The organism is Bradyrhizobium sp. RD5-C2 (genome assembly GCF_019972155.1).
GTDB lineage: Bacteria > Pseudomonadota > Alphaproteobacteria > Rhizobiales > Xanthobacteraceae > Bradyrhizobium.
Map to the genome: position 1 here is coordinate 68092 of NZ_BOVL01000026.1, position 20738 is coordinate 88829.

Consider the following 20738-nt stretch of genomic DNA (forward strand, 5'->3'; position numbering starts at 1 on the left):
CTAGATTCTTGTTTGACGCGTTTTCTTGACGCGAACCGGTGCCCACTTCGCTCGAAAGCGCTTTGTGGGATTACTGCCGGGCCAATGCCAGCGAGAATTCGCCGTTGCGCACGCGCGCGGCGAGACCCTCGGCAAACTTCGCCACTGCGTCCTCGCCATAGGTGCCGACCAGCTCGGCGAGCGCCGCAAACAGGCTCGCCTGCGCCAGGCAGTCGCCATCGACGCCGTCGTGACGCGCTTCCGCCCAGGCCTCGTTCAGGTAGCCCAGCGCGGCCTGCTTCTGTTCGTGATCGGGACGAGGGTCTTGGTGATGGGGGGAAGACGCTGGATGGCGCATGAAACTCTGCAAAATGAATGCGCGCGGTCCGAGGAGCGAACCACTGCGAGGCCCGCGAGATGTATCACGCATGCGGGTACCGCCTAGCCCACATCTTTCGAAAAGGTTAACGGCCGGGACGGCATTTAAAGGGGAATTCCTGACGCCGCCGCCGCGATCAACCAAATGAGCTGTGGATATGGTCCAGCACCGCGCGCGGCGAGGCGCACAGATGGCTGGCGCCGGCTGCGACCAGCTCCTCCGGCGTGCCGTAACCATAGGTGACGCCGATCGCGCGGATGCCGTTGCGATTCGCACCGACCACGTCGTGGCTGCGGTCGCCGATCATCACCGCTTTGCTCGGATCGACCCCGGTCTCCGCCAGCGCGTAGGCCAACAGGTCGACCTTGTTGACCCGGGTTCCGTCGAGCTCGGAGCCGAACACGTGGTCGAAATACGCGCTGAGGCCGAAATGCGCCACGATCCGCGTCGCGAACACGTGCGGCTTCGAGGTCGCAACAAAGATGCGCGCCGGCGCCTGCCGCAGCTCCGCCAGCACATCAGCGATATCGGGATAGACGCTGTTCTCGAACAGCCCGACATCGCCGAACCGCTCGCGGTAGAGCTCGACGGCGCGGTCGGCGAGCTCGTCGCCGCCGAGCAGCATGGCAAAGCTCGCCCGCAGCGGCGGCCCGATGCACCAGGTCAATTCGTCCTGCGACGGAACCGGCCGGCCGAGCTTTGCCAGCGCATACTGGATCGAGCCGGTGATGCCGGGCTTCGGGTCGGTCAGGGTGCCGTCGAGGTCGAAGAAGATCGCGCGGTCAGTTGGCATAGCGGGCCGTCAGGTCGCGCGAGATCTTCGAGCCTTCCTCGATATAGCGGCGGATCGCCACTGACGCCGCAGGGGTGCAGGTCCGGTAGGTCTGCTGGAACCCGTTGTAGCCACGGTTGAAGCCGGCGACCATGCGGGCGCGGCGGTCGCCGGAGGGGGTTTCGGCGTCGATCAGCGCCTGCATCTCGTTGCGCCACTTGGCGCCTTCGTTGGAGCCGCAGATGCCGCGCAGATAGTGCAGGGCGCCGAGGATCTCGGCCAGCCGCTGCAGGTCGCCGTCGAACGGCGCAGCCGCATCCTGCGCCCGGACGGGCGTCGCGAGGCATGCCGACATCAGGATCACAACGGCGAGAAAGGCTCTGATCATCAGGGGTTCCGGAATCGCCGTGGTATGCCTCCTCAATGCGCCCGAGGCAAGGCGGCAAGGCTCCGATACCGCCCCAAAACACGCCTCAAACCAGCCGCCGGGCGGCCGCAATGACCTCGTGCAGCCCGCCGGTGACCTTGAGATCGCCGATCTCCTCCGGCGCCAGCCATTTGAAATCGTCGTGCTCGTCGTTCAGCACAGGCTCGCGGGAGGCCCAGCGTGCCGCGAACGTCATGATCAGATAGTGCCCGGTGCCGGGACCGGTCGGCAGCACCTCGCGCCAGCCGGCCAGCCCCAAAATCTCGACCCGCAAGGCGGTCTCCTCGTCGATCTCCCGGTGCAGGGCGGTGTGCAGCGTCTCGCCGAATTCGACCCGGCCGCCGGGCAGCGAATAGAAGCCCTTGCCAGGCGAGCGGGCGCGGCGGACCAGCAGCACCTTGCCGTCGCGGAAAATCACGCCGGAGACGGCGAGCTGCGGGCGGATCGGAGGTTCGGGAGAGCTCAAGACGACAACCAGTTTTGACGACCATCATGCCCGATAAATCAGGCGCCGGCCATGATGCTGTCGACATCGGCCTCGGCGGCGCCGTTGATGACACCGGCGGTCTGCATCACCAGCGGCTTGACCCAGACGATGGCCTGCTCGGCCAGCGCGACCCGGCTCTTGTCCTGATGCAACTGCCGCATCGCGGCGCCGACCTCGGTCAGGATACTGGTCATGCTGGCGGTGAGCTGGTCGAATTCGGCCCGGATTCGAGCGTCCGCGGTCTCATAGGCCTCGATCGCGAGGTCGCGCGCCTTGAAGTTGGACGCGGTGAAATGCTCGGCATAGGACAGTGGCTGCCATTCCAGGAAATCGCTGGCGCATTCCGGCAGGTCCGGCACCATCTCCAGCAGCATGATGGCTTCGTTGAAGTGATTGAGGTAGTCGGTCGCAAGCCCGGTGCGGGGATTGATGTTGGCGGCGCGCAACTGCGCCGCCCGCGCCTCGTCGGGGTACGTCGGTCGCGGGCGAGAGCCCGCTATGGCGGCCGTTGAGGTCATTGGTCGCAGTCTTTAACGGTCCAAGTTAAGGCGGAATAAACGGATACCACCCTGGACAGGATATGTGCGGACGCTTTGTCATTACCTCGCCGCCGGCGGCCTTGCGAGAGATGTTCGGCTACATCGAGCAGCCGAATTTTCCGCCGCGGTATAATGTTGCGCCGACCCAGCCGATCCCGGTCGTGCTGCTGCAGAATGGCGGCCGGCATTTTCAACTGATGCGCTGGGGCCTGATCCCGTCCTGGGTCAAGGATCCCCGCACGTTCTCGCTGCTGATCAACGCCCGCTCCGAGACGGTGCGGGAGAAGCCGGCCTTCAAGAACGCGATCAAGCGGCGTCGCGCGCTGATCCCGGCCGACGGCTATTACGAATGGCAGGATGCCGGCGGCCGCAAGCGGCCGTTCTTCATTCATCGCCGCGACGGCCATCCGCTCGCCTTCGCAGCGCTCGCCGAAACCTGGATGGGACCGAACGGCGAGGAGCAGGACACGGTCGCGATCGTCACCGCGCCTGCGAGCCCCGACCTCGCGCAACTGCATCACCGCGTGCCCGTCACGATCCGGCCCGAGCAATTCGCCCGCTGGCTCGACTGCCTGCCCAACGATGTCGACGACGTGATGCCGATGCTGAAGGGCCCCGACGTCGGCGAGTTCGCCTGGCACCAGGTGACGATGCGCGTCAATGCCGTCGCCAACGATGACGCGCAATTGCTGCTGCCGATGACCACGGAAGAGATCGCGGCGGAAGACGCGCCGGCGGCGAAGAAGGCCGCAGCGCGCAAGGCGCCGGTGCGTGAGGACGACGGGCAGGGGTCGTTGTTTTAGGGGCTGGCTGAAGAAGCGCGGTGCAGCGTGGATTTGCGCCTAGCTCTCTCCACATCGTCGTCCCGGCGAAAGCCGGGACCCATAACCACCGAATTTGCTTGTGAACGGGAACGCGGCCCCAGCGCCGCGCAACAATCGAGATGCGGGGTAATGGGTCCTGGCTTTCGCCAGGACGACTGCGAGTGTGTTGCACGGCCCGGATTCTAAAACTCGCAACCCCGCGTTCTCGCGATGCGTTTTGTCCGAGCTTTCGCGATGTGCCAGCTTCGTAGGGCGGGTTAGCGAAGCGTAACCCGCCGTCTTCCTTGCCGGAGCATCGGTGGGTTACGCCTTCGGCTAACCCACCCTACGATCGCGGCATCACCCCTTCACGGACGCCACGCCCTCGATCTCGATCAGCATCTTCGGATTGGGCAGCGCCACCACGACGCAGGTGGTGCGTGCGGGGTAGGGCGCGGGGCCGAACGCGCCGGCATAGAGGACGTTCATCGTCGCGACGTCAGAGGCGCGGGTCAACAGCACGTTGACCTTGACGAGATCGCGCATCGTTGCGCCGGCCTCGGTCAGCACGCGCTTGAAATTGGTGACGACGTTGGCGAACTGCGCCTCGAAGCCATCGGGCAGCTCGCGGTTGGCGTCGAAGCCGGGAATGCCCGAGATGAACAGCAAATCGCCGACGCGGGCGCCGAACGAGAGCGGTGGCGCCGTGACGCCGGGCGGAGGAGGGAAGTGCTTGATCGTTGGCATGGGATCACCCGTCTGCGCGAGATGGAAGTGGAGGATTTTCGAGGCGCGGCGCCAGCGTACGCCGCCGCCAGAGATTCTTGCCGAACAGGTTCTGGCCGATCATGCCTGCCAGCATCGCGACGACGAACACCACGATCGGCAGCGAGAGCCCGGCGAGATTGACCAGTGCGGGCCCGGGGCAGATGCCGGCGAGGCCCCAGCCGATGCCGAACAGCACGGCGCCACCGACCAGTGGCGCATCGATGTCATTGCGGTCGGGCCAGAGGAAGCGCGCCGAGAAGGCGGGCGCCGCACGCCGCTGCGCGATCGCAAAGCCTGTTGCTGCGACCGCAACGGCTCCCGCCATCACGAAGGCGAGTGTCGCATCCCACGCGCCGAACAGATCGAGGAAGCCGAGCACCTTCTGCGGATCGGTCATGCCCGAGATCAGAAGGCCCGCGCCGAAGATCAGGCCGCACACGAAGCTTGCGAAAAGGGGCATGGCTAGCCTCCGATCCCGTGCCTGACGATCGCAACTGTTACGATCGCCGCCGTCATGAAGATGAACGTGGCCACGATCGAGCGGCCGGACAGCCGCGCGAAGCCGCAGACGCCGTGGCCCGAGGTGCAGCCATTGCCCATCCTTGTGCCGAAGCCGACCAAAAGGCCCGCGATCGCGATCACCACGAGGCTCGCATGCATCGCCGGCCGCGGCAGCGGCGCGCCGAACAATGCCGCAATCAGGGGCGCCGCGATCAGCCCCGCGATGAACGCGATGCGCCAGGAACGATCGGCGCTGCGGTCGGCGATATCGGGCTGGAGCAGGCCGCCGACGATGCCGGTGACCCCTGCGATCCGCCCGGTCAGCAGCATCAGCAGCGCCGCGGCGAGGCCGATCAGCGCGCCGCCGAGAAGGCCGGAAACTGGGGTGAAATCGTGCATCGATGCAGGTCCCTGTTGCGCAAACTCCTCAGCGATGGCGCAAAGCGGTGGGCGCACATGCGCCAATGGTCGCGTGGCTGCGTGGGCGATGATAGACTCCGCAATAACAGGAACAAGCGCAATCCTGCATGTTTTGCCGGCATTTCAATGTGCCGCCGCTCGGTCGGATTGCCGCGATTCGCTTCACTTCGTCCGGAGAACTCCCCATGAGATTGTCATCCGCTGCTCGCGCCGTGCTGTTCGCGCTGGCGCTGCTCACCGGCTCGTCCGCCGCACTGGCCGACGAGGGCGCGGTGACGCTCGTCATCTTCAAGGGCGGCTGGATATTCGGCGGCTCCGCCGGCAAGGGCGTGCTGACCTTCCACGGCCAGACCTACGGGCTCACGGCGGGCGGGCTGGATTACGGCCTCGTGTTCGGCGGCTCGCAGACCACGTTGCAGGGGCGGGTGCGCAACATCCGCCGCGCCCAGGATATCGCCGGCGTCTACGCCGCGGCGGGCATGGGCGTTGCGGTCGGCGCCGGCGTGCGCGGCATCCTCTTGACCAACCAGAACGGCGCCGTGCTCGAATTGAGCGGCAAGCAGATCGGACTGATGGCCAATGTCGATCTCAGCGGGCTTGCGATCACGCTGAAGGAGTAACAGCCCGGTGCGTAGGGTGGGTTAGCCGAAGGCGTAACCCACCGACTTATGTCCGCGATTGAAGATGGCGGGTTACGCTGCGCTAACCCGCCCTACGATTCTACGATCCACTGCGCCAGCTCACGCCACGGCTGCAAGCTCCAGTGCCCGGACGCCGCACCTGACGGTGACGGCAATACGAACACATCTGGAAAACCGCTTGTCGCCGGCTGCCGGCCGAGCGCAAGCGCACTGGTCGGCCTGTCGTAAAACAGGCTCGCCGCCTTCTTGCTGGTAAAGGCGATGGTCTTTGGCCGAACGATCTCTATCTTCGTCCTGAAGCCCGCGACATCGAACGAGCCGCGCGCGATCTCATGATCCATCCCGGCGCCGGTCTTGGAGAGATCGGTGAAGCCGATGCCGAGTTCGAGCAGCGCTGCGAACTCGTCCGGCCGATAGCGCCGCGGCGTGATGCCGGCCTCGTGCAGCACACGCCAGAAGCGGTTGCCGGGATGCGCGTAGTAATGTCCGACGGCGGCGGAGCGCGTGCTGGCCGCCGTGCCGACGAACACCAGCCGCAGATCGGCGCGGAGCTGGTCGGGGAGGCGATGAGTGTCGTTGTCGGGCATTGAGATCGTGGAAGGTGCCGCCGGTGTGACGGACCCGACCGCTACCATTTCCGCCGCTCCCGTCATATACCTCGGCGATGACCCGCGAAGAATTGGTCGCCGCCTACACGGCGCCCGGCCGCCACTATCACAACCTTGCGCATATCGACGACTGCCTCGCGGCGCTGGCTCGACGATCTTTCCGCGGCTGAGCGCGAGATGTTGTCGGAAGCGATCTGGTGGCACGATGTCGTCTACGATCCGACCCGGCCTGATAATGAGGAGCGCAGCGCGCAGCTCGCCGAACAACACGTTCGCGCCGACCTCGGCCATGAGGTCGGCCGCCTGATCCGTTTGACGAAGACGCACGACGTTGAGGCCGATGATCGCCTCGGCGCGATCCTAATCTCAATCGACCTCAGCATTCTCGGCGCCGAACCCGCGCACTACGATGCCTATGCCGCGGCGATCCGGCAGGAGTTCATCCATGTCGCCGATGCCGACTATCGCGCCGGCCGCGCCAAGGTGCTTCGCCACTTCGCCGCGCGCCAGGTCATCTTCCCCGATGCCGGTTTCGCCGCGACCTATGACCGCCGCGCCCGCGACAACCTCGCGCGCGAGATCGCGTCGCTGGGGTGAGGGGCTCCATCCGCATATGTCCTGCCTCCGCAGGGGCGCATTGCCAAAATATCGAAAACAACCCCATGCACAGTAGCCGGCGGCGTGCCGGCATTCGACGTGGCCACTTGACATGTCGGGCAAATCAGTGACATTATTCTATTATTCCGAAATGACGCAAGCGCGCCTCACCCTCCGCGACGCGACGCGACGCGACGGGACGTGCCTTGCCGCAAGCGGGGCGAGGTCGCGACTCGATTGCCCTGATCTCATCAGGTGCTAGCGCGCCGGCTCCTTGACCTCGTCTTCCGCCGCGACCGCTTGCGCCGGCCCCGTCGCGCGCAGCATCAAGAACCGTCCCGAGAACGCCGTGCCGCGGATGCTCCAGCGGCCGTCGATCTCGGTCGCGTCGGCATTGACGGCGCCTTCATAGTGGACGGTGTCATAGCCGTAGCCCGGCGGCTCGTAGCGTTTGACGAACGACACCGCGCTGCCGGAGCGATGACCCGCGAGCGAGGCATTGTGGGTGCTGAGCGGGCAGCCCGGCCTCACGCAGGGTTCGGTCACGCTGCCGCCGAGTGCGCCGCCGGCGTCGATCAGCGTCGCCAGGAAGGTGACCATGCCACTTGGCTGAACATAGCTGCCGTCCCAGACGCCGGTGAGATTGTCGGTCATGCTGCTCGTCCGGATTGCGCGCGTCGAATTGCAGAGATCGATGTGGTGCAGGCAGCGCCTCAACGCAAGTCGCGCGAGTGGAGCGCACGCCGCGCCCGGTTGCCTGATCAGGCAAAAGGGTCTGTAATCCGGCCCAACAGATCAAGAAGAATTTCGGGAGCAGGACATGACGGGAGAGCCGAAGACCCATTACGAGGTGATCGTGGTCGGCGCCGGCGTCGCCGGCATCTACCAGATCAAGCGGCTCGCCGATCTAGGCATCGACGCCACCGTGCTCGAAGCCGCACCCGATCTCGGCGGCACCTGGTATTGGAACCGCTATCCGGGCTGCCGTTTCGACTCGGAAAGCTATACCTACGGCTTCTCGTTCTCGCGCGAGCTGCTCGACGAGTGGCACTGGAAGGAGCGCTTCTCCGGCCAGCCCGAGAATCTGCGCTACCTCAACTACGTCGCCGACAAGTTCGACCTGCGCCGGCACATGCAGTTCAACTGCAAGGTCGAGGCCATGCAGTTCGACGAGACGCGCGATCTCTGGCAGCTCAAGCTCAGCGACGGCCGCACGCTGACCTGCCGCTTCGTCGTGCTCGGGATCGGCTTGCTCTCAGCGCCGACCATGCCGCGCGTGCCGGGCACCTCCGACTTCAAGGGCCGCTCGTTCCACACCTATTACTGGCCGCACGAGCCGGTCGATCTCGCGGGCAAGAAAGTCGCGGTGATCGGCACCGGCGCGACCGGCATTCAGGTGATCGGCGAGATTGCCGACAAGGTAGGCCAACTCACCGTGTTCCAGCGCCGGCCGAACTGGAGCGCGCCGCTCAACAACAGCGCGATCTCGGAAGCCGAAATGGCCGACATCCGCGCCCGCTATGACGAGATCTTCGCCGCCTGCGCACTGACGCCCGGCAGTTTCGTCCATGGCCCCGACAAGCGCGGCTTTTACGAGGTGAGCCGCGAGGAGCGGCTTAAGCTGTGGGACAAGCTCTACGATGAGCCTGGCTTCGGCATCTGGCTCGCGAATTTTCGCGAGATCTTCATGGATGAAGCCGCCAATGCGGAGCTCTCCGAATATATCGCCGGTCGTATCCGCCGCCGCGTGAAGAATCAGAAGGTCGCCGAAAAGCTGATCCCGCGCGATCACGGCTTCGGCGTGCAGCGGCTGCCGCTGGAGACCCGGTATTTCGAGGCCTACAATCGCGACAATGTGCATCTCGTCGACCTCAGCGAGACGCCGCTGGTGCGCGTCACCGAGACCGGCCTGCGCACCACGGCGCGCGACTACGAGTTCGACATCATCGTCTACGCCACCGGCTTCGATGCCATCACCGGCGCCTACGACCTGATCGACATCGAAGGTATCGGCGGCGCGAAGCTATCGGACAAATGGAAGCAGGCGCCGTCGACCTTCCTCGGCATGCTCGTGCACGGCTTCCCGAATTTGCTGATGCCGACCGGCCCGCAAAGCGCGTCAGCTTCGACCAACTTCCCGCGCGGCATCGAGAACGGCGTGAACTGGTGCACCAATTTGCTGCAATATATGTGGGACCGTGGCCTGACCCGCGCCGACGCCACGCTGGAAGCGCAACAGCGCTGGACCGCGCATGTCGCCAAAATGTACGAGATCATGCTGATGCGCAAAGCCAAGTCGTGGTTCACCGGCTACAACTCCAACGTCGCCGGCCACGAGGAGGGCACCGTCCGCTACTTCGTCTACAACGGCGGTACGCCGAAGTTCTTGGGGATCATCAACGGCGTGGCGGCGGAGGGGTATCGGGAGATTGAGTTTGGTGCGGTGGCAGCAGTCGGTACGCAGGTGGCGGTTGGCGCCTCGGCGTCGTAGGGTTGGTTAGCGCAGCGTGTCCCACCATTGTCTCGTCGAGCAGCCGGCGGGTTACGCCTTCGGCTAACCCCCCGTGCGTACGAATACATAGATTGAGATGTCCGCTTTCGACGGAGAGCGGCCACGACTTCGGAATGTCGGCTTGTGACCCAAAGCAGACGTTGACTGCGCCACAATTAAAGATCAGCCTTTTGGTTTCGCCGATAACGAAAGGTTGCGACGATGTCTAAGACGCTCGCTTCATTCTTCGGATTGTTGGCCTTCCTACTCGGTGCGACGGTCGGTGCGCAGGTCAAAGCTGATAGCGATTTTAGAGTCACGCTGCTTGGCACCGGCACGCCAATTCCCGATGCCGATCGGTTCGGCCCGAGCACGCTAGTAGAAGCGGGAAATCAGAGATTGCTGTTTGACGCTGGGCGCGGCGCGACGATCCGCTTGCGGCAAATCAACCCGACGCAAAACACGATCATGAGCAAGATCAATGCACTCTTCCTTACTCACTATCATTCGGATCACACCTTGGGCATCCCCGACCTATGGCTTACTGGGTGGCTGAATAACAGTCGAAAGGAGCCATTCCGATTGATCGGCCCGGTTGGCGCGAGGTCGCTGATGACCGGCCTAGAGGCCGCTTACGCCCTCGACATCAAGATCCGGCTGGAGGACGAGAAACTGCTGCCTGAGGGCATCGCAACTGTCGTGGAGGAATTCGAGAAGGACGGCGTCGTCTATGAGAGGGACGACGTCAAGGTCATTGCTTTCACGGTCGATCACGGGGCTGCCATCAAGCCTGCCGTAGGTTACCGTATCGAATACAAAGGTCGCGCGGTGGTGATTTCGGGCGATACTCGCTACGACCAGAACGTCATAAAATATGGCGCCGGCGTTGACCTGCTCATTCACGAAGTCTGTGCCGCTCGACCCGAATTGCTTTCCTCAAATCCGTACATGCGGCGCGTGATGGACCACCATACTAATCCCAGGGAAGCAGGACAGGTGTTTTCTTTGACCAAGCCTAAGCTGGCGGTTTATTCCCATCTCGTCTTTCTCGGCAGCGACAAGATCCCTCGTGCAACCGTTGACGACATCGTGGCGGGCACCCGCGAGACTTATAGCGGGCCGCTGGAGGTTGGTGAGGACTTAATGTCCTTCGAAATTGGCGATATAATTACGGTGCGCCAACGCAATCCGTAAGGTGCAATTTGTGACTGTGCTCTCATCAAGCTCAAAACCACGAGCATGAGTCTGCCTTTTGGCCCTATGCATCGTTGATGAGCGCGGGCCCTCGAAGCAAGGCCGGGCTTTCGCCCGGCCTTTCATCTAGTGCGAGAACGCGCTTCTGCGCGGACATGACGAACGGTAAGGAGGTGCCCTTACAACACCCGATTGCTCTCCTTCACCTTCTCCGCATCGAGATACAGGTTCTCGCCCATCTCCTTGAACTTGGCGCTCATCGTCGCCATGCCGTCCTCGATGGTGCCTGAGATCGACGCGCCGACGCCGGTCGGGTCGTTGAGCGTCGCGGCGTAGTCGCGGACGTCCTGGGTGATCTTCATCGAGCAGAACTTCGGGCCGCACATCGAGCAGAAATGCGCGACCTTGTGGGCTTCCTTCGGCAGGGTCTCGTCGTGGAAGTTCTTCGCGGTCTCGGGATCGAGACCGAGGTTGAACTGGTCCTGCCAGCGGAAGTCGAACCGGGCGCGGCTGAGCGCATCGTCGCGGAGCTGCGCGGCGGGGTGGCCCTTGGCGAGATCGGAGGCGTGGGCCGCGATCTTGTAGGTGATGACGCCGACCTTGACGTCGTTACGATCAGGCAGGCCGAGATGCTCCTTCGGCGTGACGTAGCAGAGCATCGCGCAGCCGAACCAGCCGATCATCGCCGCGCCAATGCCCGAGGTGATGTGGTCATAGCCCGGCGCGATGTCGGTCGTCAGCGGGCCCAACGTATAGAACGGCGCCTCGCCGCATTCCTTGAGCTGCTTGTCCATGTTGATCTTGATCTTGTGCATCGGCACGTGGCCGGGGCCCTCGATCATGACCTGGCAGCCCTTGTCCCACGCGATCTTCGTCAGTTCGCCGAGCGTCTCCAGTTCGGCGAACTGCGCGCGGTCGTTGGCGTCGGCGATCGAGCCGGGGCGCAGGCCGTCGCCGAGTGAGAACGAGACGTCATACTTGCGCATAAGGTCGCAGATCTCATCGAAATGGGTGTAGAGGAAGCTCTCCTTGTGATGCGCGAGGCACCATTTCGCCATGATCGAGCCGCCGCGCGACACGATGCCGGTGACGCGGTTGGCGGTGAGGTGGATGTAGGACAGCCGCACGCCGGCGTGGATCGTGAAATAGTCGACGCCCTGTTCGCACTGCTCGATCAGGGTGTCCTTGTAGAGCTCCCAGGTCAGCTTGACGGGATCGCCTTCGCACTTCTCCAGCGCCTGATAAATGGGCACGGTGCCGATCGGCACCGGCGAGTTGCGCAGGATCCATTCGCGGGTGGTGTGGATGTTGCGGCCCGTCGAGAGGTCCATCACGGTGTCGGCGCCCCAGCGGATCGCCCACACCATCTTGTCGACCTCTTCCTCGACCGACGAAGTCACCGCCGAGTTGCCGATATTGGCGTTGATCTTGGTCAGGAAGTTGCGGCCGATGATCATCGGCTCAAGCTCGGCATGGTTGATGTTCGAGGGGATGATGGCGCGGCCGCGCGCGATCTCGCTGCGCACGAATTCCGGCGTGATGAAGGCGGGGACCTCCGCGCCAAAGCTCTCGCCGTCGGCGAGCGCTGCCTCCGCGCGCTCGAGCTGCTGCTTGCGGCCGAGATTCTCGCGTTCGGCGACGTAGATCATCTCCTTGGTAATGATGCCGGCGCGAGCGAACTCGAGCTGCGTGATCTTGTGGCCGTCGAGGCCACGCAGCGGCGTGTGGTGCGCGGTGAAGGCCTTGGCGGCGTGGGAGGCGCCGACATTGCCGTTGTCCTCCGGCTTGATGTCGCGGCCGACATATTCCTCGACGCCGCCGCGCTCCTTGACCCAGGCGAGGCGATTGCGCGGCAGGCCGCTGTTGACGTCGATCGTGACGGCCGGATCGGTGTAGGGGCCCGAGGTGTCATAGACCGGCAGGTTCGGCTCGCCGGCGCCCTCGGAGAGGATGATCTCGCGCAGCGGCACGCGGATGTCGGGCGCGGCCTCCGGCGTTGCAAAGATTTTTCGCGATGAGGGCAGCGAGCCGGTGGTGACGGCGGGGAGCGTGGTGTCGGGGTTGGAGCGGATGTTCATGGGATCCTCCGGTTTATTTCGCGTCAGTTGAATTCGTCATTGCGAGCGCAGCGAAGCAATCCATGGTCCCGCAAGCGGAGGGATGGATTGCTTCGTCGCTTGCGCTCCTCGCAATGACGGTGGTGAGATTGGTGGCCATCACGCGGCCTCCGCACGGATGCCGAGCCATTGCCGCACCCGCGCGTCGGGGTCGGCGTTCTGGGTGACATCACTGACGACGGCGATCGAATCGGCGCCGGCGGCGAAGATCTCGGCCGCGTGCTCGAACTTGATGCCGCCGATCGCGACAAGGGGAATGGCGCCGATCCGCTTCTTCCACTCGGTGATCTTCGGAATGCCCTGCGGCGCGAACCGCATCGACTTCAAAGTGGTGAAGAAGATCGGGCCGAGCGCGACATAGTCGGGTTTCGCCGCGAGCGCGGCGTCGAGTTCGGCATCGTCATGGGTGGAGACGCCGAGCGTGAGTTTCGCTTTGCGGATCTCGGCGAGGTCGGCGTCGGCGAGGTCTTCCTGGCCGAGATGCAGATGCTCGGCGCCGGCGACAACAGCCGCGCGCCAATAGTCGTTGACGACGAGCTTGGTCGGCGTGCCCCTGGTCACGGCCAGCGCGTCGGTGACGATCTGCAGCGCCTCGGCATCGTCGAGCTCTTTGGCGCGGAGCTGGATGGTGCCGACGCCGAGCTTGGTCAGTCGCTCGACCCACTTGACGCTGTCGACGACGGGATAGAACGGATCAGGATACGGCATGCCAGAACGGGGTCCCAACGACAGGGGTGGAAGGGGAAGCGAAGTCGCGGGCTTCCATCAGCCCGGCTTCATAGGCGGTACGGCCGGCCTCGACGCCGAGCCGGAAGGCGTTGGCCATCGCAACCGGATCGGCGGCTTTCGCCACCGCGGTGTTGAGCAGCACGGCGTCGTAGCCGAGCTCGAGCGCTTCGGCGGCATGCGACGGCGCGCCCAAGCCCGCATCGACCACCAGCGTGATGTCGGGCAGGCGGTCGCGCAAAAGCTTCAGCGCATCGCGGTTGGTGATGCCTTTTGCACTTCCTATTGGCGCGGCCCACGGCATCACCACCTTGCAGCCGGCCTCGACCAGCCGCGAGGCGACCGAGAAATCCTCGGTGCAATAGGGGAACACTTCAAAGCCGTCCTTGATCAGGATGGTGGCGGCCTCGACGAGGCCGACCACGTCGGGCTGCAGCGTGTCGTTGTCGGCGATCACCTCGAGCTTGATCCAGGGCGTGCCGAACAATTCGCGCGCGAGCTTTGCGGTGGTGACCGCCTCGCGCACGCTGCGGCAGCCGGCGGTGTTGGGCAGCACGGTGACGCCGAGCTCGCGGATCAGCGCCCAGAACGCATCGCCGGTCTTGCCGCCGGCCGCCTCGCGGCGCAGCGACACCGTGACGATGCTGGCGCCCGAGGCGCGGATCGCGCCCTGCATGATCGCGGGCGAGGCATACAGCGCCGTGCCGATCAGGAGGCGCGAGGGGAAGGATTTGCCGTAGAAGGTGACCATGTGTCTCCTCACACTATGCCGTCGTCCCGGCGAAGGCCGGGACCCATACGCCGCGGCCCTTCAATGTGGCGCGCTGGGCGACGTTCTTTCCGACAATTACCGGTCGTGGTTATGGGTCCCGGCCTTCGCCGGGACGACGAGGGGAGAGAGCTTGCATGAAATGTCATCACATCACCCTCCCTGCCGCGGCGTGATGATCTCGATCTCGTCGCCGGCCTTGAGCGCGGTGTCGGCCCAGCGCCCCTTCGGCACCACGTCGTAATTCACTGCGATCGCAAAATGCGTGCCCTCGTAGTCGAGCTCGGCCAGCAGCGCGTCGACGCTGGAAGCCGCGATCTCCCGCTGCTCGCCGTTGACGATCACGCGCATTGCATCACCTCATTGTCGATTTCGCCCCGCGAAAGAAAGGCGAGCGTCAGCTCGGCCAGCGCCGGCGCGAGCAGGAAGCCGTGACGGTAGAGCCCGTTCACCGTGATGCGTTCCTGCTCGATTTTGATCTTGGGCAGATTGTCCGGAAAGGCCGGGCGCAGGCCGGCGCCGAATTCGACGATGCGCGCCTCGCCGAACGCCGGATGCACCACATAGGCGGCCCCTAGCAGCTCGAGCGCCGAGCGCACGCTGACGCCGTTGTCCTCGGCCTCGATCGAGGTCGCCCCCAGCATGAAGCGGCCGTCGCCGCGCGGGATCACGTAAAGCGGCCAGCGCGGATGGATCAGCCGCACCGGGCGCAACAATTCGACTTCCGCGGTCTCGATGACGATCATCTCGCCCTTGACGCCGCGCAAATTCGGTTCGCGGTCGCGCGCGGCAAGACCGCGGCAGTCGATCACGAGGCCGTCGAGATCGTCAGCCTCGGCGTCGCTGCCGAATTTGATGTCGCCGCCGGCGTTGGCGATCGCGGCATGCAGCCGCGGCAGCACGCGGCGCGGCTCGACATGACCCTCGTCGGGATAGAACAGGCCACTACCGAAGCGGCCCTCGAGCGACGGTTCGAGTTCGCGGACGCCCTCGGCGTCGAGCCGGCGATAACCTGACGTGAGGCGCGCAAAGCGCTCGAAATCGGCGCGGTCGCGCGGATGCGCCACCACTAGCGAGCCGTTGAACGCCGTTTCCGGAAGATGCTGCCGCCAGAGGTCCAGCGAGCGGATGCCGAGCCGCGAGATCACCGGCTCGGAGGCCTCCGCCTCGCACCACGGCGCCAGCATACCGCCGGCGAAGTGGCTTGTGGATTGCGTCATCGCGGCGTCACTGCGCTCATGCAGGGTAACCGCACGTCCGGCCTCTGCGAGCAACAACGCATGCCAGGCGCCGGTTATGCCTGCGCCGATGATGGAGACGGGGGAATCCCCCCGCGGTCGTAACGTCTGATACATCCCTGTCCCTTCGCCGGCATGACCCGGATCAGGTTCAAAGGGTCACCGCGGTCCCGAACCAATCGCCGTGATGGCGAAGTCCAAGCTTGCGGTATCTCAGCTCCTCCTTCGGAGCACCCCTCGGAACGCCCCTAATGTAGGCGGATGGGCGGTCGTGTCAACTTGTATGCCAGGAGCGGCACCGCGGTGGGCGCAGGGCGCGCTGCTCCGAAAGCAGCGCAGCGCGACAGCGGTGCGCCGCGTCCGGGACACGCAAGCAGCTATTTGGGAGCCAGTTCCGGCTTCGGCTCGGCGGTATCGGCCGACATTTGGTCCGGCATCAGGTCCTGTTTGGCGAGCTCCTTCGGTGGCGCACTTGCGCCTCCATGCATCGCCTCCTTGAGGTGACCGCCGCGCTGCCGCTTTGCGACGTAGTAATACCCGCCTGCGAAATAACGCACGGCTCGGTCGAAATCGCCATTGGCGGCGCGATAGGCGCCGGCGAGGTATTTGACGCCGTATTCGAGGTTGGTCGCGGCGTCGCGCAGACCTTCGGCGGTACCGGTGTAGCCGACCCCACGGGCGGTCGCGAGCTTGATCTGCATCATCCCGATGGCGCCGCCGCGCCCGATCAGCTGCGGATGGTACTTGCTCTCGCGCACGATGACGCGATGCACCAGCTCTTCCGGCACCAAATTGGCCTGGGCCTCCGCCGCCACCATCGCCTCATATTGCGCCCGCGATTGTGCATGCGCACCGGCGCAGGACGCCAGCACCGCAATCGCGGCGGCAAGGCAGCTAAGGCTCTGAAGGATCTTCATCTCGGGTTGCCCGGGTGATCAAACGCGCGTCGGTTCTGCGGTCTCATTGGTACGGCGAGCAGGCAGGAATGTGGCAAAACCTTCGCGTCAGCGAAACGTTCTGCGTCCGTGATTGTTCGGGTGCGGGTGAAGCGGACGACGCTTCTGCGCAGACAGATGCTTCAAATTGTTTGCTTCAATCGTCTCAGCCGAAAATTGCTTTCGCGTCCAATTTTCTTCTACGATTTTCTCGCCCGCGTTTTACCGCACACTATCCACAGCGGATTGTCGTGCAAACGACGCGATGAAGGTTTACACTCGTCAGTGACAGCGAGCGTGTTGAGTCAGCACGTCTGTCCATTCAAAAGCACGCAAGAAACAACATTCGGGAGATGCGCCATGGTCCGTCAGGACACCGGCTATATGCCTCGCGAAAATCCCTGCGCGCAATGCGGCAAGCCGATCGCCCGGCCCGATTGGGTGGAGCACAGCGAGGGGCGCACGTCGTTCCTGTGGAATTGCCGCGCCTGCAATTACCGCTTCGAGGCCATCGCAATCTACGACACAGCGCAGCTCACGCCGCTCGCCGCCTGATGCTCTAGGTTATCGGTCCGCTTCGTCGCCGATCAGCTCCAGCTGATCAGGCTGCGGATTTCCGCGGCTGCAATTGCTGCTGCCGCGCCGGCAGTTCGATCCGGACCACCAGCCCGTGCGGCTTGCGATCGTGCAGCGATAGCGTGCCGCCATGCGCGAGCACGATTGCGTTGGCAATCGACAGGCCAAGGCCAAAGCCTTCGGCCTCGTCCATGTTGCGCGCCTGGTCGCCGCGCACGAACGGCTCCAGCACGCTTGCCTTGTGCGCGTCCGAAATGCCGGGGCCGTCATCCTCGATGTCGATGACGAGGCGATCCGGCTTGACGTCGAGGCGAACCGCAACTTCGCCGCCGAAGCGCACGGCATTGTCGACCAGATTGGTGATGCTGCGATGCAGGTCGGCCGGCCGCGCGGTCGCCATCGCGTGCTGCGGACCTTCGTAGCTGACCTTGTGTCCCATGTCGGCGAACTGGTCGGTGACGAGGTGCAGTGTGCTCGCGATGTCGACCAGCGTCATCTCCTCGAGCTTGCGGTCGTTGCGCAGGAACGACAGCACCGATTCCAGCATCGAGCGCATCTGGTCGAGGTCGCGCAGCATGCGGTGGCGATGGGTCTCGTCCTCGATGAATTCGGCGCGCAGCCGCATCCGCGTGATCGGCGTGCGCAGGTCGTGGCTGATCGCGGCCAGCATCTTGGTGCGGTCGTCGATCAATGCCGTGATGCGCTCGCGCATCCGGTTCAGCGCCTTGGCCAGCGAGCGGATCTCTTCGGGGCCGCGTTCGGGCAGCGGCGCGGCAGCGCCGCTCAGGCTGAAGGTCTCCGCGGCCTTGACGAAGGATGACAGCGGCGCCGTCAGCGCCCATGCCGCCCACAGGCCGAGCAGGGTGACGCTGATGACGGCGAACAGCACCGTCATCATCCATGGCCCGCCCCAGAACGGCCGCATGTGCTGGTCCGGCATCAGGTTCGCGGCGAACATGCTGCCGTCGGGCAGGCGGATCGCGACGCGGCGAATCTCGTTGTCATGCGGCGTGCCGCCCGCCTCGCGCGGCAGAGAGTAGACGTGATAGCCGGCGCCGAGCCGGCGCAGCGCGTGCAGGCTCGGCGGGTCGGTCTCGGTGAGGGCGCCGGTATCGGACGTGAAGTCAGCGATCGCAAGCTGCGGGAAGGCTCTGATGACGTCGGCCTGGAGCCGCGGCCGCTCCGATGCCGGCGCGTGCCCGAGCAGTTGCGCGGCGGCGGCGAGCTGGGTGTGCCAGCGATCGGACGGCTCCGGCCGGTCCGGCCGATGAATCAGGAAGGTGGCGGTGATGATCAGGTGCAGCGCGACGATCGAGACGACGACCAGCGCCGCCATCTGGGCGCCGATCCCCCGCAGACTCAGCACGCGCAGCAGCTTCATGGTCAGTTGCTCGTGGCGGCAACCGCCCCCACCCTCGGAGTGAACACATAGCCGCCGGAACGCACCGTCTTGATCATGGTGGCTTCCTGCGGATCGGGCTCGATCTTGCGTCGGATACGGCTGACCAGCACGTCGATCGAACGCTCGAACGAGCCGGCGCTGCGGCCTTGCGTCAGGTCGAGCAGGCTGTCGCGCGACAGCACGCGGCCGGGCCGTTCGCAGAAGGTGCGCAGCAGGTCGAACTCGGCGCTGGTCATGGCGACGCGCGCCCCCTCGGGGTTGCGCAGCTCGCGCAGGCGGATGTCGATGCGCCAGCCGAGAAAGGTCAGCGTGGTCGCGCCCTCGATCGCGCTGGCGTTGCGCGCCGCGGCCTGCCGGCGCAGCACCGCGTTGATCCGCGCCAGCAGCTCGCGCGGGTTGAATGGCTTGGCCAAATAGTCGTCGGCGCCCATCTCGAGGCCGAGGATGCGGTCGACGTCCTCGCCGCGCGCGGTCAGCATGATGATCGGCGTCTGCGACTCTGCGCTTACCTTGCGGCACAGGCTGAGGCCGTCCTCGCCCGGCAGCATGACGTCGAGCACCAGCAGATCCACCCGGTGGTCGGTCATGGCCTTGGCCATCTCGCGGCCGTCGGAGGCGGTCGTGACATGGCAGGAATTGGTGCGGAGATATTTTGCGATGAGAGACCGCGTTTCGCGGTCGTCCTCGACGACGAGGATATTGGGCGCAGCCTGGGTCATACCGACTCTTTTGTCCGTGATTCGGGGGAAGCGGCTCAGGAATTTTGTTTCAGTGCATTTCTGGAATCTTGCCCAGCATAACGAGTTAACAGGTCGGCGCTGTGGAGAAAAGTTATCGTTCTGTCATCAAGCCTAATCCGTTGAAATACGGGCGGAAATTTCCGATGCCGCACGTCGGGTCCGTGGCGCCAGGGCCGCCCGGAAAAGGGTAGGGCGGCTGTCATATCCAGCGCCGGAACCCGTTCCCAGGCGACGCGTTGTTTCTCTTTCAGGCCAGACGCGTTGTTTCTCTTTCAGGCCAGGAGGGTGAGATGGCTGTCGAGGTCATGGCAAGGCCGCATCAGCTCATTGCAAGCGATCGCGTCGAGGGGACGGCGGTGCGCCGCGCCAACGGCGACATGATCGGCCATATCGAGCGCCTGATGATCGACAAGGTCTCGGGCAAGGTGTCGTACGCGGTGCTGAGCTTCGGTGGTTTCCTCGGGATCGGAACCAACTTGATCCCGCTGCCGTGGGGCCGGCTGCACTACAATACGAAGTTCGAGGCCTACGAGCTCGACATCGAGGATGACGAATTGAAGCGCGCGCCATCGTTCCGTGCCGACAAGGAATTCGATTGGGGCGACCGCTCGCAGGAAGTCGAGCTGCATCGCTTCTACGGCGTGCCGCCCTATTGGGGCGGCTTCTGAACGGCACATCGCGCTCGATCGGCTTTCGTGATGCGGGGCGCGCTGCGAGATGCGCGTGCGGATGATTTTGCGCAAGCGCGGTTCGCCGGGACGACTTAGTGAGCCAAACATCGTCACATCGGGAACTGCGCGTCCGGCGCAGTCGTGGGGCTCAACCGCAACCCACTTGAGAGATCACGGTCGTTTTCGTCAAGGACCGCAACGTTCCATGCGGTGCGCAATTCTCGGGCTTGCCGCATCGCTTCCATCGCGTTGCCAGCATGGTGTTCCCAAGCATCGGGGCGGCTTTTGACCGCAGGTGCATTAGGAACGGTCACGCAAATCACGGGTTCTCCCAGCATCGATTTTGCGAACTGAGGAGAGCGCAACAATGTTGGTTAGATCCATCATCGCCGGCGTCGCCGGCTCCGCCTTGCTTGCAACCGTCGCGATTGCACAGACACCCACCGACAAGGGCGACAAGATGTCTCCTGCGGCGTCGACGACAACGTCGACCACGTCGGCGACCTCGTATCATGGCGACTGGCGCGCGTCGAAGGTCGTCGGCCTCAGCGTGTACAATGACAAGAACGAGAGCGTAGGCTCGATCAACGATCTCCTGATGGACAAGGGCGGCGCCATCAAGGCTGTCGTGATCGGCGTCGGCGGCTTCCTTGGCGTCGGCGAGCATCTGGTCGCCGTGCCGCTCGACAAGGTGAAGTTCGCAAGTGAGCCGGTCGCCTACACTGGCGCCTCGAACGCCGGCAGCACGACCAAGTCCACGACCACCACCGGCGCGGCGCCCGCGGCGGCGGCGGCGAAGCCGAATCCCTGGTATCCGGATCACGCGGTGTTCAGCGCGACCAAGGATGAGCTGAAGGCGATGCCCGAGTTCAAGTACGCGACCGAGTAACGCGCATTGCGTTGCCTGAAAGACGAATGCGCCCGGCGATGCCGGGCGCATTTTGTCGCAAGGTGCAAG

The 20738-nt window shown here is 64.6% G+C and carries 26 protein-coding genes and 1 riboswitch; of the genes, 8 read left to right on the plus strand and 18 right to left on the minus strand.

What is annotated here, in order from left to right; genetic code table 11:
• Positions 1-70: 70 nt before the first annotated feature.
• The 5 genes from BraRD5C2_RS32055 to BraRD5C2_RS32075 form a co-directional block, all read right to left on the minus strand.
• A complete protein-coding gene (locus BraRD5C2_RS32055) occupies positions 71-337 on the minus strand; it encodes a hypothetical protein (RefSeq protein WP_097675200.1) in 267 nt (88 codons plus the stop codon).
• A 157-nt stretch (positions 338-494) separates the two neighbouring features.
• Positions 495-1151: an HAD family hydrolase gene (locus BraRD5C2_RS32060; protein WP_223975324.1), complete on the minus strand. Its 657-nt coding sequence runs from the start codon at positions 1149-1151 to the stop codon at positions 495-497.
• Positions 1141-1518 carry a TIGR02301 family protein gene (locus tag BraRD5C2_RS32065; protein ID WP_223975326.1) on the minus strand — a complete coding sequence of 126 codons (378 nt, stop codon included), beginning with the start codon at positions 1516-1518 and terminating at the stop codon, positions 1141-1143. The genes BraRD5C2_RS32060 and BraRD5C2_RS32065 overlap by 11 nt, the downstream gene beginning before the upstream one ends.
• An 85-nt stretch (positions 1519-1603) precedes the next feature.
• Positions 1604-2023: an NUDIX hydrolase gene (locus BraRD5C2_RS32070; protein WP_176529753.1), complete on the minus strand. Its 420-nt coding sequence runs from the start codon at positions 2021-2023 to the stop codon at positions 1604-1606.
• 38 nt (positions 2024-2061) lie between these two features.
• Complete coding sequence (locus BraRD5C2_RS32075; RefSeq protein WP_223975328.1) at positions 2062-2562, minus strand: hypothetical protein; 501 nt, start codon at positions 2560-2562, stop codon at positions 2062-2064.
• Between the two features lie 62 nt (positions 2563-2624).
• On the opposite strand from BraRD5C2_RS32075, the gene BraRD5C2_RS32080 reads away from it, so the two are divergent.
• On the plus strand, positions 2625-3386 hold the full coding sequence (locus tag BraRD5C2_RS32080; RefSeq protein WP_223975329.1) for an SOS response-associated peptidase: 762 nt from the start codon (positions 2625-2627) through the stop codon (positions 3384-3386).
• Between the two features lie 360 nt (positions 3387-3746).
• On the opposite strand, the gene BraRD5C2_RS32085 is transcribed toward BraRD5C2_RS32080, so the two are convergent.
• Genes BraRD5C2_RS32085 through BraRD5C2_RS32095 form a run of 3 tightly spaced genes read right to left on the minus strand, consistent with a single transcriptional unit; the run spans position 3747 to position 5054 of the window.
• Positions 3747-4133 (minus strand): RidA family protein, encoded by a 387-nt coding sequence (locus tag BraRD5C2_RS32085; protein ID WP_223975331.1) that lies wholly within the window; start codon positions 4131-4133, stop codon positions 3747-3749.
• 4 nt (positions 4134-4137) lie between these two features.
• The gene (locus tag BraRD5C2_RS32090) at positions 4138-4614 is read right to left on the minus strand and encodes a DUF6691 family protein (RefSeq protein WP_223975333.1); all 477 of its coding nucleotides are present in this window, start codon (positions 4612-4614) and stop codon (positions 4138-4140) included.
• A gap of 2 nt (positions 4615-4616) precedes the next feature.
• Positions 4617-5054 (minus strand): YeeE/YedE family protein, encoded by a 438-nt coding sequence (locus BraRD5C2_RS32095; RefSeq protein ID WP_223975334.1) that lies wholly within the window; start codon positions 5052-5054, stop codon positions 4617-4619.
• 206 nt (positions 5055-5260) lie between these two features.
• On the opposite strand from BraRD5C2_RS32095, the gene BraRD5C2_RS32100 reads away from it, so the two are divergent.
• A complete protein-coding gene (locus tag BraRD5C2_RS32100; RefSeq protein WP_223975335.1) occupies positions 5261-5695 on the plus strand; it encodes a hypothetical protein in 435 nt (144 codons plus the stop codon).
• 92 nt (positions 5696-5787) lie between these two features.
• Here BraRD5C2_RS32100 and BraRD5C2_RS32105 read toward each other — a convergent pair whose 3' ends face one another.
• The gene (locus tag BraRD5C2_RS32105; protein WP_223975336.1) at positions 5788-6303 is read right to left on the minus strand and encodes a mismatch-specific DNA-glycosylase; all 516 of its coding nucleotides are present in this window, start codon (positions 6301-6303) and stop codon (positions 5788-5790) included.
• A 198-nt stretch (positions 6304-6501) separates the two neighbouring features.
• Here BraRD5C2_RS32105 and BraRD5C2_RS32110 point away from each other — a divergent pair, with 198 nt between their 5' ends.
• On the plus strand, positions 6502-6921 hold the full coding sequence (locus tag BraRD5C2_RS32110) for an HD domain-containing protein (RefSeq protein WP_308444464.1): 420 nt from the start codon (positions 6502-6504) through the stop codon (positions 6919-6921).
• Positions 6922-7179: 258 nt separating this feature from the next.
• Here BraRD5C2_RS32110 and BraRD5C2_RS32115 read toward each other — a convergent pair whose 3' ends face one another.
• Positions 7180-7575 (minus strand): hypothetical protein, encoded by a 396-nt coding sequence (locus BraRD5C2_RS32115; protein ID WP_223975337.1) that lies wholly within the window; start codon positions 7573-7575, stop codon positions 7180-7182.
• A 166-nt stretch (positions 7576-7741) separates the two neighbouring features.
• Between BraRD5C2_RS32115 and BraRD5C2_RS32120 the strand changes: the two genes are divergently transcribed.
• A complete protein-coding gene (locus tag BraRD5C2_RS32120) occupies positions 7742-9412 on the plus strand; it encodes a flavin-containing monooxygenase (RefSeq protein WP_223975338.1) in 1671 nt (556 codons plus the stop codon).
• Positions 9413-9634: 222 nt separating this feature from the next.
• On the plus strand, positions 9635-10606 hold the full coding sequence (locus BraRD5C2_RS32125; RefSeq protein ID WP_223975340.1) for an MBL fold metallo-hydrolase: 972 nt from the start codon (positions 9635-9637) through the stop codon (positions 10604-10606).
• A gap of 179 nt (positions 10607-10785) precedes the next feature.
• On the opposite strand, the gene thiC is transcribed toward BraRD5C2_RS32125, so the two are convergent.
• The 6 genes from thiC to BraRD5C2_RS32155 form a co-directional block, all read right to left on the minus strand.
• Positions 10786-12684, minus strand: coding sequence for a phosphomethylpyrimidine synthase ThiC (gene thiC / locus BraRD5C2_RS32130; protein ID WP_223975342.1), 1899 nt, complete (start codon positions 12682-12684; stop codon positions 10786-10788).
• A gap of 138 nt (positions 12685-12822) precedes the next feature.
• Positions 12823-13431 (minus strand): thiamine phosphate synthase, encoded by a 609-nt coding sequence (locus BraRD5C2_RS32135; RefSeq protein ID WP_223975344.1) that lies wholly within the window; start codon positions 13429-13431, stop codon positions 12823-12825.
• Positions 13418-14200: a thiazole synthase gene (locus BraRD5C2_RS32140; protein WP_092116008.1), complete on the minus strand. Its 783-nt coding sequence runs from the start codon at positions 14198-14200 to the stop codon at positions 13418-13420. The genes BraRD5C2_RS32135 and BraRD5C2_RS32140 overlap by 14 nt, the downstream gene beginning before the upstream one ends.
• A gap of 171 nt (positions 14201-14371) precedes the next feature.
• Positions 14372-14569 (minus strand): sulfur carrier protein ThiS, encoded by a 198-nt coding sequence (gene thiS, locus BraRD5C2_RS32145; RefSeq protein WP_223975346.1) that lies wholly within the window; start codon positions 14567-14569, stop codon positions 14372-14374.
• Positions 14560-15573 (minus strand): FAD-dependent oxidoreductase, encoded by a 1014-nt coding sequence (locus BraRD5C2_RS32150; protein WP_223975348.1) that lies wholly within the window; start codon positions 15571-15573, stop codon positions 14560-14562. The genes thiS and BraRD5C2_RS32150 overlap by 10 nt, the downstream gene beginning before the upstream one ends.
• Positions 15561-15704, minus strand: a riboswitch (TPP riboswitch). (Overlaps the previous gene by 13 nt.)
• 129 nt (positions 15705-15833) lie before the next feature.
• A complete protein-coding gene (locus BraRD5C2_RS32155; protein ID WP_223975349.1) occupies positions 15834-16373 on the minus strand; it encodes a lytic transglycosylase domain-containing protein in 540 nt (179 codons plus the stop codon).
• Positions 16374-16751: 378 nt separating this feature from the next.
• Here BraRD5C2_RS32155 and BraRD5C2_RS32160 point away from each other — a divergent pair, with 378 nt between their 5' ends.
• A complete protein-coding gene (locus BraRD5C2_RS32160) occupies positions 16752-16946 on the plus strand; it encodes a hypothetical protein (protein WP_050403193.1) in 195 nt (64 codons plus the stop codon).
• 46 nt (positions 16947-16992) lie between these two features.
• On the opposite strand, the gene BraRD5C2_RS32165 is transcribed toward BraRD5C2_RS32160, so the two are convergent.
• Together BraRD5C2_RS32165 and BraRD5C2_RS32170 are read right to left on the minus strand one after the other, a co-directional pair.
• A complete protein-coding gene (locus BraRD5C2_RS32165; RefSeq protein WP_223975350.1) occupies positions 16993-18348 on the minus strand; it encodes an ATP-binding protein in 1356 nt (451 codons plus the stop codon).
• 2 nt (positions 18349-18350) lie between these two features.
• Complete coding sequence (locus BraRD5C2_RS32170; RefSeq protein WP_223975351.1) at positions 18351-19088, minus strand: response regulator; 738 nt, start codon at positions 19086-19088, stop codon at positions 18351-18353.
• A 311-nt stretch (positions 19089-19399) separates the two neighbouring features.
• On the opposite strand from BraRD5C2_RS32170, the gene BraRD5C2_RS32175 reads away from it, so the two are divergent.
• Positions 19400-19777, plus strand: a complete 378-nt coding sequence (locus BraRD5C2_RS32175; protein ID WP_223975352.1) for a PRC-barrel domain-containing protein — start codon at positions 19400-19402, stop codon at positions 19775-19777.
• 370 nt (positions 19778-20147) lie between these two features.
• A complete protein-coding gene (locus BraRD5C2_RS32180) occupies positions 20148-20669 on the plus strand; it encodes a PRC-barrel domain-containing protein (protein ID WP_223975353.1) in 522 nt (173 codons plus the stop codon).
• The last annotated feature ends 69 nt before the right edge of the window (positions 20670-20738 follow it).